At 62.2% G+C, this 15,679-nt stretch carries 15 protein-coding genes; 6 read left to right on the top strand and 9 right to left on the bottom strand.

Annotated features, from left to right (window positions below; all coding sequences use genetic code 11):
• Positions 1 to 2: 2 nt before the first annotated feature.
• Complete coding sequence (locus I6F33_RS23485; protein ID WP_225144270.1) at positions 3 to 806, bottom strand: N-formylglutamate amidohydrolase; 804 nt, start codon at positions 804 to 806, stop codon at positions 3 to 5.
• A gap of 76 nt (positions 807 to 882) precedes the next feature.
• Here I6F33_RS23485 and I6F33_RS23480 point away from each other — a divergent pair, with 76 nt between their 5' ends.
• Positions 883 to 1,281 carry a gamma-glutamylcyclotransferase gene (locus I6F33_RS23480; protein WP_225144269.1) on the top strand — a complete coding sequence of 133 codons (399 nt, stop codon included), beginning with the start codon at positions 883 to 885 and terminating at the stop codon, positions 1,279 to 1,281.
• A gap of 56 nt (positions 1,282 to 1,337) precedes the next feature.
• On the opposite strand, the gene I6F33_RS23475 is transcribed toward I6F33_RS23480, so the two are convergent.
• On the bottom strand, positions 1,338 to 1,901 hold the full coding sequence (locus tag I6F33_RS23475; protein WP_225126761.1) for a chlorite dismutase family protein: 564 nt from the start codon (positions 1,899 to 1,901) through the stop codon (positions 1,338 to 1,340).
• A gap of 253 nt (positions 1,902 to 2,154) precedes the next feature.
• Between I6F33_RS23475 and dnaG the strand changes: the two genes are divergently transcribed.
• Positions 2,155 to 4,155: a DNA primase gene (gene dnaG, locus I6F33_RS23470; protein ID WP_225144268.1), complete on the top strand. Its 2,001-nt coding sequence runs from the start codon at positions 2,155 to 2,157 to the stop codon at positions 4,153 to 4,155.
• Positions 4,156 to 4,532: 377 nt separating this feature from the next.
• A complete protein-coding gene (gene rpoD / locus I6F33_RS23465) occupies positions 4,533 to 6,668 on the top strand; it encodes an RNA polymerase sigma factor RpoD (RefSeq protein WP_036009578.1) in 2,136 nt (711 codons plus the stop codon).
• Positions 6,669 to 7,066: 398 nt separating this feature from the next.
• Here the strand turns inward: rpoD and I6F33_RS23460 are convergent, their stop codons facing one another.
• From I6F33_RS23460 to I6F33_RS38185, 4 genes are all read right to left on the bottom strand, one after another.
• Entirely contained in the window at positions 7,067 to 8,068 is a 1,002-nt protein-coding gene (locus I6F33_RS23460; RefSeq protein WP_225144326.1) for a transporter, read from the bottom strand.
• A 236-nt stretch (positions 8,069 to 8,304) separates the two neighbouring features.
• On the bottom strand, positions 8,305 to 9,735 hold the full coding sequence (locus tag I6F33_RS23455) for a DUF1254 domain-containing protein (RefSeq protein ID WP_036030373.1): 1,431 nt from the start codon (positions 9,733 to 9,735) through the stop codon (positions 8,305 to 8,307).
• A gap of 81 nt (positions 9,736 to 9,816) precedes the next feature.
• A complete protein-coding gene (locus I6F33_RS23450; protein WP_225144267.1) occupies positions 9,817 to 10,485 on the bottom strand; it encodes a hypothetical protein in 669 nt (222 codons plus the stop codon).
• Between the two features lie 145 nt (positions 10,486 to 10,630).
• Positions 10,631 to 10,888 (bottom strand): AraC family transcriptional regulator, encoded by a 258-nt coding sequence (locus I6F33_RS38185; protein ID WP_244429400.1) that lies wholly within the window; start codon positions 10,886 to 10,888, stop codon positions 10,631 to 10,633.
• A 424-nt stretch (positions 10,889 to 11,312) separates the two neighbouring features.
• Between I6F33_RS38185 and I6F33_RS23440 the strand changes: the two genes are divergently transcribed.
• Together I6F33_RS23440 and I6F33_RS23435 are read left to right on the top strand one after the other, a co-directional pair.
• Complete coding sequence (locus I6F33_RS23440; protein WP_074448034.1) at positions 11,313 to 12,314, top strand: AraC family transcriptional regulator; 1,002 nt, start codon at positions 11,313 to 11,315, stop codon at positions 12,312 to 12,314.
• Between the two features lie 393 nt (positions 12,315 to 12,707).
• Entirely contained in the window at positions 12,708 to 13,085 is a 378-nt protein-coding gene (locus I6F33_RS23435) for a thiol-disulfide oxidoreductase DCC family protein (RefSeq protein WP_225144266.1), read from the top strand.
• Between the two features lie 18 nt (positions 13,086 to 13,103).
• On the opposite strand, the gene I6F33_RS23430 is transcribed toward I6F33_RS23435, so the two are convergent.
• The 3 genes from I6F33_RS23430 to I6F33_RS23420 form a co-directional block, all read right to left on the bottom strand.
• Positions 13,104 to 13,340, bottom strand: coding sequence for a hypothetical protein (locus tag I6F33_RS23430; RefSeq protein WP_036009587.1), 237 nt, complete (start codon positions 13,338 to 13,340; stop codon positions 13,104 to 13,106).
• A 506-nt stretch (positions 13,341 to 13,846) separates the two neighbouring features.
• Positions 13,847 to 14,185, bottom strand: coding sequence for a hypothetical protein (locus tag I6F33_RS23425; protein ID WP_225144265.1), 339 nt, complete (start codon positions 14,183 to 14,185; stop codon positions 13,847 to 13,849).
• A gap of 16 nt (positions 14,186 to 14,201) precedes the next feature.
• Positions 14,202 to 14,708 (bottom strand): hypothetical protein, encoded by a 507-nt coding sequence (locus I6F33_RS23420; protein ID WP_036009591.1) that lies wholly within the window; start codon positions 14,706 to 14,708, stop codon positions 14,202 to 14,204.
• Positions 14,709 to 14,855: 147 nt separating this feature from the next.
• On the opposite strand from I6F33_RS23420, the gene I6F33_RS23415 reads away from it, so the two are divergent.
• On the top strand, positions 14,856 to 15,662 hold the full coding sequence (locus tag I6F33_RS23415; RefSeq protein WP_225144264.1) for a lytic transglycosylase domain-containing protein: 807 nt from the start codon (positions 14,856 to 14,858) through the stop codon (positions 15,660 to 15,662).
• Positions 15,663 to 15,679 lie beyond the last annotated feature (17 nt).

Below are 15,679 nucleotides of genomic sequence, written 5' to 3'. Positions count from 1 at the left end.
GCTTAACTCATTCCCTGCTCGCGTAGCGCGGCCTCGATCTCGCGCAGGATCCGCGCCAGCCGCTCGGCCCATTGCTGCTGGCCGCCCTCGTCGGCGATCAGGTCCTGGCGGATCTCGATGCCGGTGTTGACGAGGCCGCGCGCCTCGCCGTGGACGGGGATGGTATAGTCGGTGATGTCGCTCACCGCATAAGGCTGGTTGTCGCCGACGACGAGCGCGCTCTCGGCCCGCAAATGCTGCAGCATCAGCCGCGGCAGCACGGTGTCGCGGTGATAGAGCGTGCCGATGTGCCAGGGCCGCGGCTCGCCGTAATAGACCGGCGTGAAGCTGTGCAGCGCCACCAGCACCGTCGGCCTGCCCGCCCTGATGCGCGCATCGATCGCAGCGCCAATCCGCCCGTGATAAGGATCGAAGATCTCGCGCCGGCGCATCTCCTTGGCCGCGGCCGACAGATCCTCATTGCCGGGGATAGCGGTCGCCTCGGAGATCACGGGAATCGAGCTTGCGACGCCGGGCGGGCGGTTGCAGTCGATCACCAGCCGCGAATAACGCTGCGCGATCAGATGCGCATCGAGCATCTCGGCGAGCCGCTCGGCGACACCGGCGATGCCGATGTCCCAGGCGATGTGCCTGACAAGATCGGTATCCGCGACGCCGAGATCGCCGAGCGCGCGCGGCAGCACCCGTCCGTAATGGTCCGCGGTGAGCAGGAACGGCGATGTCCCTGCCGTATTCACCTCATGCACGGGCGGAATGTCGTCCTCGCCGAGCAGCTGGTCGGTTGCGTCGGCTATATCCAAAGCCATCCTGATTTGCCTATGGAATGACAAACTGTGTAAACGGAGTAGCGGTATCGCACCGACGCCGCAACGTTGGAACGGCATGAGCTCGGATCGACTTTTCGTTTACGGCACCCTGATGCGCGGCTTCGACCACCCGATGGCGCGGCTGCTGGCCGGCCATGCGGAATTCATCAGTGAAGCCACCTGTCGCGGCCGGCTCGTTCTGGTGAAGCACTATCCGGGATTGCTGCTCTCCGAGACGCCGTCGGACATCGTCCATGGTGAGCTGTTTCAGCTGCGCGTGCCGGACGAGCTCCTGCGCGAGCTCGACATGTACGAGGCTTGCGGCGAGGGCTTTCCCGAACCGACGGAATATCTGCGGCAGATGATCGAGGTGACGCTGCCCGACGGCACCACCGGGAAGGCCTGGACCTACGTCTACAATTGGCCGGTTACCGATCTGCCGCGCATCGAGTCCGGGCGCTTCCTTGATCGCTAGATATTCTCGAGCGTGATCTTCTCGGAAAACCGCTGCGCACTTTTCCGGATCATGCTCTAAGCCGACAGCACTTCCTTGACCACGCGCACGTCGACCTCGCGCTCGACATAGCTCCACTCCTCGGTCCGCCGCAGCATCGCCACCAGCTCCTCGAACAGCGAGGCGTGCACGGGGGCGAATTCGAACCAGGTCAGGAAATCGAAGGGGCCGCCGAGGTCGCGGCAATGATAGAGCTGGCGCGCGATCGCGGGCAGAAAACGAAGACTGCTGGCAATGTGGTGCGACTTGTCCTCAAAAATCTTGCGGCGCTCTTCCTGGGTCAGCTCCCACCAGGCCTGCGATTTGCGGATCGGGATCAGTGCCGCGCTGGTGGCCTCCAGCCGGCCGAGGCCAGCCTGCACGGCGACGAGCTGCTGCTTCTCGGCCCGCTCGGTGTAGCGCAGGCTGCTGGCGACGCCGACCAGCCGCCAGGCATTGCGCGAGGGCACCAGCGGCAACGAGACGGCCTCGCTGTCGGTCACCGACAGCGCCGGCACGAAGGGCAGGGACTCGCCCGTCACAGGCGAGAGCGAGATCACCCGCCAACCCCCGGTCTGGCCGCCCCGAAAGGTCCTGAACATGGCGGTATGGAAGCGTGGAACCGGGCGCGGTTCAAGTGGCTCGTCATTCCGGGGCGCGCGAAGCGCGAGCCCGGAATCCATTTCTCCCAGCATTCCAGTGGCTCGATGGATTCCGGGCTCGCCCCTTCGGGGCGCCCCGAATGACGGAGGGCTGTGAACAGCGCGGATAAGCCCGACAAACCTGGCCTTTGACCGGGCCGTCCCTATATCCCTGATCCTTCGCCCGACTCAAACGCTCGGCTAAACTCGCCCCATGCGCTTCACGCCCCAGTTCCTCGACGAGCTTCGTGCCCGGCTTTCGGTCTCCGAGGTCGTGGGCAAGCGCGTCAAGCTGAAGAAGGCCGGGCGCGAGTGGAAGGGGCTGTCGCCGTTCCAGCAGGAGAAGACGCCGTCCTTCTACGTCAACGACCAGAAGGGTTTTTATCACGACTTCTCCTCGGGCAAGCACGGCGACATCATCAACTTCGTGATGGAGACCGACGGCCTGCCGTTCGCGGAAGCGGTGGAGCGGCTTGCAAATATGGCGGGCCTGCCGCTGCCGGCGGTGACGCCCAACGCCGCGCGCGAGGAGCAGCGGCGGCGCTCGCTATATGAGGTGATGGATCTCGCGGCGAAATTCTTCGCCGAGACGCTGGCCTCGCGCGTGGGCGCGAAAGCGCGCGGCTATCTCGCCGATCGCGCCATTTCGCCGGCGACGCAATTGCAGTTCCGTCTCGGCTATGCCCCGCCCGATCGCTTCGCGCTGAAGGAGCATCTCGGCAAGCTCGGAATCTCCGTCGAGGACATGATCGAGACCGGTCTGCTGATCGGCGGCGACGACATCCCCGTTCCTTACGACCGCTTCCGTGATCGCGTGATGTTTCCGATCACCGATCTGCGCGGCCGCGTCATCGCCTTCGGCGGGCGTGCGCTGGAGAAGGACGTTCCGGCCAAATACCTGAATTCGCCGGAGACGCCGCTCTTCCACAAGGGCGACAATCTCTACAACCACCAGACCGCGCGCAAAGCCACCCATGACGGCAGTCCGCTGATCGTGGTCGAAGGCTATGTCGACGTCATCGCCATGGTCACCGCGGGCTTTGCCGGCAGCGTCGCGCCGCTCGGCACCGCGCTCACCGAAAGCCAGCTCGCGCTGCTCTGGAAGATGGCGGACGAGCCGATCCTCTGCTTCGACGGCGACCGCGCCGGACAGAAGGCGGCCTATCGTGCTGCGGACCTTGCCTTGCCGTTCCTCGCGCCCGGCAAGAGTCTTCGCTTTGCGCTGCTGCCGGAAGGGCAGGACCCCGATGATCTCGTGCGCTCGGGCGGGCGCGGCGCGATCGAGGAGGTCATCGGCGCTGCCCGTCCGCTCGCCGACATGATCTGGTCGCGCGAGCTCGAGGGCGGCAATTTCGCCACGCCCGAGCGGCGCGCCGCGCTGGAGGCCCGCATCAGGGAGCTCACGAACGGCATCCGCGACGAGGTGGTGCGGCGCTATTATCGCGACGACTTCGTCGAGCGGCTGCAACGCACCTTCGCGCCCGAAGGCGGCCGCGGCTTTGGCGGCCGGGGCAATTTCCGCCCCGGTGGCGGCCGCCCGTTCCAGCCGCGAGGCGGGGCGAATCGATTCGGTGGACAAGGCTTCGGCGGCGGCCGCCGCGGCGCGCCCGGTTCCATCCCGCTACCGTCCGGCCCCTACCAGGCGGCGAGCCCGCAGTTGGCGGCAAGCCCGATCCTGCGAGGCCAGCGCAGCGCCATCTCCCGCCGGGAGGCGCTGATCCTGCAATGCCTGATCAACCACCCCTGGCTGCTGCACGAGCATCTGGAGGAGGTCGCCGCCCTGGAACTGGCCCATCCCGAGGCCCACAAGCTCCGGGCCGGCATCATCGCCGCCTTCGCCAACGACCATCACCACTCGCCGGACCCCGGCGAGCAGGCTGAAAAGATGCGCGGTGACCTCGCAAAGGGCGGATTTTCTCAAACTCTTCAAAGGGTTGAGAATGTCATCACGACCCAGGCGGTGTGGGCCGCCCGCGAGGGCGCGGCGAGGGACGACGTTCTTGCCACCTGGCACCAGCTGGTTGCCTTGCATCGGCAATGGCATTCACTACTTAGAGAGCTGAAAGACGCCGAGCTGGCCTTGGGGGAGGATCCCAGCGAGGCCAATTTGGCGTGGCTGCGTGACGTCAAGGCTCGGATAGGGGAAGTCGACGGTACCGAGGCCCTGATCGAGGGTTTTGGCGAGCTGTCTGGCCGGCTCCAGAAGAGCATGTGATGAAAGAAACATGCGGACGGCCACGGCTGGAACCGCTAAAAGACTCGCCAAATCCTAGGTTTGGCGGCAAAAACAGGGTTAATCGAGGCTTAACGGTCTTGTAGCACTTTGGCCCAGAGGCGGCCGCAGGCATAACAGACGCGTCAGGAATGAATCCGCGCAATCGCTGTTGGCACTACACCTGCATCCGCCGCGACAAAGAGGCTGACGAAGCGTTAGGCAATTCCGGCGAGAGAGAGTTGGGGGTGGCGAGAGGTTTGTGCGCCGCCCTTTCCGTGTCGAGAGCTGCCGAAGCGAGAGCGTCGAGCAACAGGTTCATGTGAATTCACGCGAAGGCGCGGCGGGCGTCTCGCATGAAGCGCGTTTAGGAGCAATGGATGGCCACCAAGGCAAAGACGCTGCAGGCGAAGGACAAGGAAAAAGACGACAAGGCAGCGGATGCGCCGGAGAAGGATTCCCAGGACGCACCCTCGCCCTTGCTCGACCTGTCCGACGCCGCCGTGAAGAAGATGATCAAGCAGGCCAAGAAGCGCGGCTTCGTGACCTTCGATCAGCTCAACGAAGTCTTGCCGTCCGACCAGACCTCGCCCGAACAGATCGAGGACATCATGTCGATGCTCTCGGACATGGGCATCAACGTCACCGAAGCCGACGACACCGAAGGCGAGGAAGAGAAGGACGAGGGCGACGACGAGACCGATAACGAGCTCGTCGAGGTCACCCAGAAGGCCGTCACCGAGGTCAAGAAGAGCGAGCCGGGCGAGCGCACCGACGATCCCGTGCGCATGTATCTGCGCGAGATGGGCACGGTCGAGCTGCTCTCCCGCGAAGGCGAAATCGCGATCGCCAAGCGCATCGAGGCCGGCCGCGAGGCGATGATCGCAGGTCTCTGCGAAAGCCCGCTGACCTTCCAGGCCATCATCATCTGGCGCGACGAGCTCAACGAAGGCAAGATCTTCCTCCGCGACATCATCGATCTCGAAGCCACCTATGCCGGCCCGGATGCCAAGGGCGGCATGAACGCCGCGATGATCGCAGGACCCAATGGCGAGGGCGGCGAAGCCTCGGCCGAGGGCGGCGAAGCCACCGCGTCCGCCGCTGCGCCCGCGCATGTCGCGCCGCCTGCCGCGCCCCCGTCGCCGACGCCGTTCCGCGCCGCGCCCGCGGCCGCCCCCGAGGGCGAGGAGAAGGATCCGGGCGAGGCCGCCGCCGAGTCCGACATGGACGACGACGAGTTCGAGAACCAGATGTCGCTCGCGGCGATCGAGGCCGAGCTCAAGCCGAAGGTGGTCGAGATCTTCGATCGCATCGCCGACAGCTACAAGAAGCTGCGCAAGCTTCAGGAGCAGGACATCCAGAACCAGCTCCAGAACGAGTCGCTCTCGCCGCACCAGGAGCGCAAGTACAAGAAGCTGAAGGACGAGATCATCGTCGAGGTGAAGTCGCTGCGCCTCAACCAGGCCCGCATCGACAGCCTTGTCGAGCAGCTCTACGACATCAACAAGCGCCTCGTCTCGCATGAGGGCCGCCTGATGCGCCTTGCCGACAGCCACGGCGTCGCGCGCGAGGATTTCCTGCGCAACTATACCGGCTCGGAGCTCGATCCGCGCTGGCTCAACCGCGTCTCGAAGCTGTCGGCCAAGGGCTGGAAGAACTTCGTCCACCACGAGAAGGACCGCATCAAGGACCTCCGCCACGAGGTGCATCAGCTCGCCGCGCTGACCGGCCTCGAGATCGTCGAGTTCCGCAAGATCGTGCACTCCGTGCAGAAGGGCGAGCGCGAGGCACGCCAGGCCAAGAAGGAGATGGTGGAAGCCAACCTCCGCCTCGTGATCTCGATCGCCAAGAAGTACACCAACCGCGGCCTGCAGTTCCTCGACCTGATCCAGGAAGGCAATATCGGCCTGATGAAGGCGGTCGACAAGTTCGAGTACCGCCGCGGCTACAAGTTCTCGACCTACGCCACCTGGTGGATCCGGCAGGCGATCACCCGCTCGATCGCCGACCAGGCCCGCACCATCCGCATCCCCGTGCACATGATCGAGACGATCAACAAGATCGTGCGCACGTCCCGCCAGATGCTCAACGAGATCGGCCGCGAGCCGACCCCGGAGGAGCTCGCCGAAAAGCTCGGCATGCCCTTGGAGAAGGTGCGCAAGGTTCTCAAGATCGCCAAGGAGCCGCTCTCGCTGGAGACGCCGGTCGGTGACGAAGAGGATTCGCATCTCGGCGATTTCATCGAGGACAAGAACGCGATCCTGCCCATCGACGCCGCGATCCAGTCCAATCTGCGTGAAACCACCACGCGCGTCCTGGCATCGCTCACCCCGCGCGAAGAGCGCGTGCTGCGCATGCGCTTCGGCATCGGCATGAACACCGATCACACGCTGGAAGAGGTGGGTCAGCAGTTCTCGGTGACGCGCGAGCGTATCCGCCAGATCGAAGCGAAGGCGCTGCGGAAGCTGAAGCATCCGTCAAGGAGCCGGAAGCTGCGGAGCTTTTTGGATAATTGATCCGATTTCAATCAGAACGAAAACGGCGGGCCAACAGCCCGCCGTTTTTCTTTGACTCGGCTCTCGCCCCGTCATTGCGAGGAGCGCTTGCGACGAAGCAATCCACCAGGCGATTGCCCTACCCATGTCCGATTCCATTCCAACAGCAACAAAAGTGCGGACGGTGCCCGACTTCCGAGATGGGCCGAAAGCGGAAGTGCGGGTCCGGGGGGCGACTTTCCTTCTTCAAAGTGCGGGATTTCGATGCAGGTAGATCTTCTCGACTACCTTCACGCCAGCTTTGTTCAGCAGGTGGAAGGTTCGAGGCTACGCAGATAACCAGCTCAGTTCGATATGTTCACGTGAGACGTTCGACCGACCCATGGTGTGTCGGCGAGATCGGCTAAGCGGCCACGCTGCTATTTTGTGATCCGCCGGGTTGATGCGACAGTTCTGGTCGGCGCTATCGGCGATATTGAGAACGTCAGCCAAGTGTTCCAGCCAGCCGGCCGATTCTCCGCAGCGAACTCGCCATATCCCTTCAGATTCAAATACCCCTGCATATCGCCTACCGGAAATAGAAAGCCAATCTGCGGACCAACTGCGAAGACTCGGGACCGAAAGCCGCCTAGGGCGGGATGCTGGCCAACGTCATCAGTTATCTGCTGATAGGCATAACCAACGAGGCCGACGAAAGTTTGCTTTGACAGAAACTGCGAGGCTCCCCAGTCAACGTGAAGATCGATGCCGTTCTGGTACTGCGTATCCGGATTCTTGAAATTGTAGGTGAGGCCCGCCACCGCGGAAAACTCGTGGCCAGTTTGCGGATTGAAGTAGGTGTAGCCGGCGCCGCCGTCGATGGCGCCATGCCCGATGCCGAGATTGGCGAGACGGGACGAACTGTAAGCGCCGACGGGAACATCTCCGGTTACGTAGGTCATGAAGTTATGGACGCCTGCATTCCACTTGAGCGTCGCCTGCGGGTAGAGATCCCCGACTGACGTGATCGAGTCGCCGAACCTGCCCGTGCGCGTCACGGCCAGGGGGCCGACAGTTGCGGTGAGCGTTCCTGCTAGATCAGCGCTCGATCGTCCGAACAGTCCTGTCACTCCGATGGCCAGTTGCCCGCCCAGCACGGGGGTTGCGAACGTGTATGTAGGATTGAGCAGGACGAGATCCCCCCGCCCATTCAGACGCAAGTTCAGATCGACGTTTACTGTTGCGGGGATTCTGCCGACGTGAATTTCCCTTGCGGCAGCCGCGGTGCCGAATGCACTTACGCTGGTGTGGTAGTAGACCGCTGCCATTGACCAGCCGGGGGCTTGAGGGGTGGCGGCAAGGCTGCTGAAGCGGCCAGGGAGCCAGTAGGAAACGCCACCTTCGTCGGCGTAAGCCGTGGCAGCAGGCACCGACAGCGTCATGACTGCCGAGGCAATGGCTGCATTCCTGAACGCAGAAGAGAGAGACGGCTTTGTCGCGCTCCTTCCAACGCGCTGTTTTCCTTTTCCAAGGTGAAGTGCCGACATCATGGCCTCCTGCATCGCGAATACCGTGTCATTCGCCCCAGAAAACCCAAAGCGAGTACAGCGTGCTGTGGGGCATCTGGGAGCGGCCTAGCAATCATGCCGGCGCATGCGCGCCGGCATGATTGCCTGCTCTAGGCTCCGACTTTTCTGGCGGCCGGGACCGTCCATGTGCCGTTGATGATCGAGGGGTCCGTCTCCTGGGGCCAGTACATACGCAACATGAGGATGAAATCTCCCTCAGGCGCAGGTAGCCAGTTCGACTCCTTCTCTTTGCCGGGAGAGTCCTTCTGGATGTACAGATCAGTTGATCCGTCCGGATTCTCCTTCAAGTCTTCCCGAGCGCTGACGGAGTACCTGTTGAGCGGGTTCTTCACGAAGAAATAGCCGCTGTCGTACATCGTAAGCGACCAGAATCCCTCCGCTGGAGGCAAGTGACCTTTCGGAAATCGCATCACGTACTTGTTCGCGCCGCTGTACTTGTGACCGTCGGCGTCTTTTTGCGAGGTCGGATAGACGGCATCCTGCGGCCGGTTGGCACCAAGCCCGATCGCGGTTACCAAAGCCCGCATCAAATAGTCGGTGCCGTAGATGCCGGTCTTGGTCGTGAACGCGAACCCATTCTCGTCTTTGATGGCCTTGTTGATTTTGAACTGCAGCATGATCCGGTCGAACGACACCTCCGGCAGGCGCCTCAGAAAGTCTGCCTTCAGCTTACTCTCATCAAAATCCTGCCCTGGGACGATGCCGATGCGGGCAAACTTCGCAAGTTGAGGCGCGTCCGCGGCGTATGGCGGATTAGTCTTCATCAACTCGCAAAGCAGCTTGAAGTATGAGACCGCGTCCATGCGATTGACCTGCTCGCGGACCGCCGCCTTCATATCGATTGTTGGATCCACCTTCCCGGGGGCGGGCGTGTAGGCTTTGCCATAAGCGCTGAGCGGAACGAGCTTGCATTCGTCTTGCAACTTGTGCACCGCAGCGTAATCGTCCGCCGTGCCGGTGCAATAGATGCGGCCGAGCAGCCACACGATATTGGTGGCAGACTTGTACTCCTTGACACCCGCCGGCAGCGTGCCCTTCCAACCCGGCCCCGTGATCGCGTAGGTCTGCGCCCCGGTGCCGGTGGTGCGCTTACCTGGCACGTGAAACACGGTGGTCCAGCCGTCCAGCATCGGCATCAGGAAATAGCGGCCCTTCATGTCCGGAATGCTGAGTATCCACGGCTCCTTTCCGACGTCGAAGAAGGATGTCGTGTACAAGGTGTCGGCATTCGGTGCCGTCACATCCCTGAAGGAGGCATCGGGATACTGGCGCAGCTTGATGATGTGTCCCATCGGACCGCGCGTGCCGACGGGCTCGGCGACATTCGTGATGATCCGCCGGGTCATCTCCATCGTCACCAGCGGGTAGCCAAAGATGTAGGCGTCGCTGGCCAGCCAGAAATCCTCCAGGCCTTGTCCCACTCCGAAAAATGAATCCTGGGCAAGAGCCGGTCGTGTGGCGGCGGCTCCCGCGAGCAGCCCCATTCCGCCAAATGCAAGGGATCGACGGGTGATGTTCATCGCTAATCTCCTTCCTATAGAAAACCAGTCACGTGGATTCGCAGTTCACGCCTTTGTAACGGAGCCACTCGGGCGAACGGTTCAATAGCAGGGCGGATAGGGGTAGTAGCCGCAGCGCGGTGAGTAATAGGGATACGCCGCAGCCCCGGCCACAGCAGCGGCTCCTGCCACGGCAGCGCCGCGGTAGAACGCTCCGCGCCAGGCGGTGCGGCGAGCGACGCCGGCGAAAGACAACGGCGTCAACGGACGGCCAATGATATCGATAAAGACAGATGCCGGCCCGTCCGCCCCGGCGAGATCACCTTCGAGGAGATCGACGTCGAACGTCAGCTTATCACCCTCAAGCTTGGGGGATTTCAACACGACGACGGCATCCAACACCGACGATCCGTCTTTCTTGAATCCTGACACCGTGGCGTTGGGCGGGTCTTTAGCGAAGTTGTCGCTGCCATTGCCCCAGTCCTCGATAATCCGGGAGGTCAGATCATGCCCGGCGGCACGAACCGGCCGGTCGGCAAACACGATCGCATTCGGAGAAATTGCACTCAGCACCAGCTTACCCTCCTTCAGGCTCACCCCGCGTGAGTTGAGTACAAAAAGCGATGGGACCACTTCCGGCTTGGCCTGACCAATCGATTTCTCAAGCGGAATGTGCGGCTTGGGTTCGGCCTGAGATTGAGCAAGAAGCTTGTGCGGAATTGCCACTAAGCCAGCGGCGCAGACCGCAATCAAGGCAACGCGGATTGTCATGATGATCCTCTCCTTTGCAGGCTGGTCGTTCTTCCTCGAACAGCACGTGAGCAATTCGGAAGCGACAAGAGCGTCGCTAGTGGCGGCGGCATCTCTGCATTTCGCGCCAAATCACGCGGCGCGTCTTGCCATTTCGCGCCAATCGTCAGGAATCATTCAACGGGTTGGTGGGGTGAGAACGTCGGCGGACGAGCGACCGATCATGCTTGCGGCCGCGTTGCTGCCGCCGATAAACGATGGGTTGAATTTTCATCAAACGCACGAAAGCGCGGCTGAAGCTGCTGGCGTTCGTGTATCCTAGAAATTCTGCAATATCCGACAAGCGCTTACTCGTATCGGCCAGCAGGCGGCACGCAATCTCCAATCGGACTTCGTCGAGGATCTTGCTGTGGCTTGTGCCCATGCGTTCTAGATGACGCTGTAATGTGCGCCCGCTAATTCTGAGCGCATGCGCTGTGCTATCGAGGGTTGCGTCACCGTGCCGCAGTGATGCAACGATGGCGGTGCGGACCGCCGTGGATGAAGGCAAGCGGACGGCTCTCATCGTTTGACGTCAGGCCTGAAGCCTATGCTCCTACAGCGGAAAATCGATCCATAGGATTAGGGAAGCTGAGAGGCGCATCTGGCCATTGGGCGCCAAAATGTTCGTCGAATGGAATGAGCTGAGACTGCGATCCTCTGGAGGCATAGCCAGGCGACAAAAAGCACGCAAAGAGCCTTGCAGTCCTGATAATCTAAGCGTGTGACAGGCGTCGGCGCTCCCTGTTTAGGGAGTTGTCGTCCTGCGACGCCGCTCGTGCGCTGAATTAAGTGATCGAGACGCACCAATGCCAAAGATTCATTTGACGCGTTGTCAGCACCTCAGTCCCTTCGCTGACATTCTGGATAATCTCGGCGCGCCAACCGCTTCTTTACTGGAAAAGTATCTGCTGCCCGCTTCTCTGGAGGAAAAAGCCGATCATTACGTCCCGATTTTGCCTGCTATCGAATTTGCGGAGTTTGCCAGCCGGTCGCAAGGTATTGAAGATTTTGGATTCCACGCTGCTAAGTCGCTCAATTTCGGACACCTTAGTGAGAAGACCAGGTATCTAATCAGTCATTCTCCGACTTTGCTCGTCGCGCTGCACCAGGCCTGTAGATTAGCTTCGCTCGAAGATTCAAACTTGAGCAACTGGGTCGAGCGCCACGGCGACCATGTTCGCTATTGCAGCAAGCTAGCCGGCACTGCCGGACTTCAGCATCTCGAGCATTCACAATGGCTTCAGAACGTTTTCCCGATTTACATCGTCCGCCAATTCGCCGGACCGGACTGGGCTCCGGCAACTATCGCCTTTGAGGCGCGGTACACGCCGGGTCCGGCATGTCGGTCTTTCTGGCCGACGTCTCAATTCCTGTCTGGTCAAGAAGCTTCGTGGATCGACGTACCTGTTTCATTGCTGGGCCTTCCTAACAGATTGAAGCAAGCTCCTTCTCATCCGAAGAGCGACTTTGTCGAACATTCGAACTTTGACTTTATCCACGCACTTAAGCTGATGCTGCCATCCTACATGGACGAGCGGCCTCCGGCGCTGGCGGAAGTCGCGGAGATGGCGGGGGTCAGCGCACGCAGCCTTCAACGCAAGCTATCTCGCGCCGGGATGACATATTCGCGGCTGTTGGATACCGTGAGGTTTGAAAATGCCAGAAAGCTTTTGCGAGATACGGATTCCAAGATCATCGAGATTGCGTTTGCTTCGGGCTACGCAGATCCCGCCCATTTTACCCGTGCATTCCGCCGGGTTGCAGGCGTGACGCCCGGGCAATTCCGCGAGCAATGGAGGGCTCGATAGTCGAGTTGTCATTCGCTGCATCATGTCCGCTTCGGGGGCACAATGCGAAGAACTCAAGTTGAGCAAATCAGGTCTGCTCTGCCGCCCATCCCCACAGACGCATCTCTGGATTGCTTCGCTGCGCTCGCAATGACGGGGATAGGGCCGAACCCTGCTTCTTCTTCGCCTCCTTTCAATCCGCTCGATCTCCAGCGCCGACCTCCCACTCTTTTACGCGACTCTCGATGCTGCTCCCAATGAGGTTGCGCGCGGCTCGCCGCCGTCGAGGCTGCCGCGCAATTCGGCGGGCCGAGGTCGGGTCGTCCTTCTTTGTGCCTTTGTATCGGCAGCTTCAGCCGAAGGCGTTTATCTGGCTTTCTTTCGGACTATAATTCCGACGAGAAAGGCTCATTGATGCCACCCCACCTCACCGTCTACTACAACACCCGCTGCCCCGTCTGCGACGCCGGCATGGACTGGCAGCGCAACAAGCTGCTGGCGCTGGTGCGCGCGGGCACCGTCGAGTTCAGGGACATCAACGAGCAGCCTGATGCACTGGCGCACTTTGGCGCTTCGCTCGACGACATCAGGCGGCGCCTACACGCGACGGATGAGGCCGGGCGGCTCGTCGTCGGCGCTGATGTCGCGATTGCGCTGTGGCGGTTGACGCCGGGGCAGGGGTGGCTTGCGGTGCTATCAGGCAATCGCGTGGCGCTGCCGATCACGCGGTTTGCCTATGACCGGTTTGCCGATCTGCTATTTGCCTCGAATAAATGGAGCGGGCGCTGGTGAACGCCCCGCTGTGCCCGCCTACTTCTTCTTCGCTCCCACCCGCTCGATCCGCTTGATCTCCAGCGCCGGGCGGCCGCTCTTTTCCGCGATCTCGCGGTCCTGTTCCATGATGAAGTTGCGGGCGGGTTCGTCGCCGTCGAGGCCGCCGAGCAGTTCGGAAGGGACGCGGCGGTTGGAGCGTTGGGAATCGTCTTCGTAGACGACGTTGAAGAAGGCGAATTCGCCTTTGGGGTTGGTTCCGGGTTTTTTGGCCATGGCGGCTTGTCCTCGATCAGGACGCCGCAGTCAAATGACTTTCGGGATTGTGACCTTCGCGATCGTCGCCACGCCCTTCAATAAACGGCGGGCCGAAGCCCGCCGTTTATCTTTTCAGCGTCGCCCGGGGCTGGCAGGGCGACAACCTAAAATAGAAGGCTATAGAAGGCGCGCCGCGATGGCAAGGTAAATCGTCGCGCGACGATGTCGCAGCAGGCGCATCAGATATGCAGCTGATGGATATCGCGATTTCCCACAATCTCGAAAATCAGATGCTTTGGATCCTCGAAGTACTTTGTTCATCTTGCTGCGCTCTCGGAAGGCAACGAGAGCGCGCGGGCGTCAGCGTCTGGAGTCCTGCGATGTTGGCACCATACCACTGTTTTGCCCGACGGTCAACGTCAATTCGGAAAAATCGCAAAGATCACATCAAGACTTCTACTGTGCATGGGGTTGTTTTTGCGGTTTTGTTTCGGCGCCGACGCGCACGCTTCGCGCTGCGCGCCTCAATCTCGCCGGCGGTGCACCACCTCCTGCACGGCGAGCCGCGATCCCCGTCCGCCGCCTTTGTTGCTACGCTCCTTGCGTCCCTGCGCCATGATCGCGCTGCCCATCGCGGCCGAGCCGAAGGTGATGAGGAAGGAAGCGAGCAGCAGCACGAGCGCAATGGCAGGTGCGCGGTCGGCGAAGATCAGCTCCCGCAGATGCCCGGGATTGAGCCAGAGCAGGCCGCCGACCAAAAGCACGGCGGCGCAGGCGCCGACCGCGAGATTGATGGCGAGCAGGCGAAACAGCGGGATGCGGAGGAGCGAGCGGGTTGATGGAGGCTGCTGGCGGTTGGGCATGGCGATGCCGCCTGCTTCACGCGGCCGGCGCGGCGCGCGCGGCCTGCTGCCGTTCCATCATGGTCTGCCACAGTGTCGCGATGCTCTGTTGCGTCTGCGGCGCGATCAGGCAATGGCCCTCGTTGTCGAAGCCGCAGAACCGCACGGACGCGTCCTTCTTCACCTCGGTCAGCGCCTGGTTGATCATCTCGAGACACGTCATGACCTCGCTGACGTCCGAGAGGCGCGTGTGATGCAGGAGGTCCATCAGGCGGAACGTCATCACCGCGGGGCGGCCGAAGCTGATGCCGGGGCGGCCGAGCTCGAACAGCACGTTCACGGCCGGAAGCACGCCGCGGATGTGCTCGAGCACGCCGGCCATGTCTTCCACGCTGCAGGCGACGAGGTGGGGGACTTGCGGCGGCGCGGCCGCCGGCGTCCGTGGCGCAAGGCCGAGCGCGGCGATCACCTCCTGCTCGATCCATTGCCGCACTGGTGCTGGCGCATTGCGGATCTGCTCGGCGCTCAAGGTTATTCCGGTCATGTGTGGTTCTCCTGCTCGGCTCTGTCTAGAAAGCACGGCGTGAGACGGTTTGATGCGGATCAAGCCTTGTGCTTTGACGCTCACGGCGTTCCCGGGCATGATCCTCAGCGCTGCTTCGCACTGGAATTCTCTGGGGGATTGCTCCACATGCTGAGACTGCTTCTCGCTGCCGCCTTCGTCTTGTCTTTGGCCGGCGGATCCGCGCAGGCCGCCCGCTGCGGCGGCGACTTCAACGGCTTCATCGCCAGCATGGCGCAGGAGGCGCAGGCCGCCGGCGTCTCGGCGAGCGTGACCAATGCGGCGCTCGGCGGCGTTGCGCCCGACCCTGCGGTTCTCGCCTTCGACCGGCGCCAGCGTTACACCTTCAACAAGACCTTCGAGCAGTACGTCTCGACTCGCGTCGGCCCCGGCCGCATCAATGGCGGGCGCGCGATGCTGCAGCGGCATGCCGCGCTGCTGTCGCGCATCGAGCAGAAGTTCGGCGTGCCCCGCTATATCCTGGTCGCGATCTGGGGGCTGGAGAGCGATTTCGGCAAGGGCGACACCGGCAAGCTACCGGTGGTCCGCACGCTGGCGACGCTCGCGCATGATTGCCGCCGCACCGATCTGTTCCAGGGCGAGCTGCTCGCCGCGCTCAAGATCGTGCAGCGCGGCGACCTGCAGCTGCGCGACATGATCGGCGCCTATGCCGGCGAGATCGGCCAGACCCAGTTCCTGCCATCGTCCTACATCAAGTACGGCGTCGATTTCGACGGCGACGGCCATGTCGATCTCCGCCACAGCATCCCCGACGTGCTCGCCTCGACCGCGAACCTCCTGCACACGAGCGGCTTCAAGATGGGCCAGCCTTATGGCGAGGGAACGCCGAACTTCGAGGCGATGCGCGAGTGGAACAGGGCGGTGGTGTACCGCAAGACCATCGGCTATTTCGCCGATCGGCTGATGGGGCAGTGACCACATCATCGGTGTCA

The sequence above is a fragment of the Bradyrhizobium sp. BRP20 genome (assembly GCF_020194215.1).
Lineage (GTDB): Bacteria > Pseudomonadota > Alphaproteobacteria > Rhizobiales > Xanthobacteraceae > Bradyrhizobium > Bradyrhizobium yuanmingense.
The sequence above is the reverse complement of the archived record's forward strand: the minus strand, read 5'-3'. Positions and strand labels throughout refer to the sequence as shown.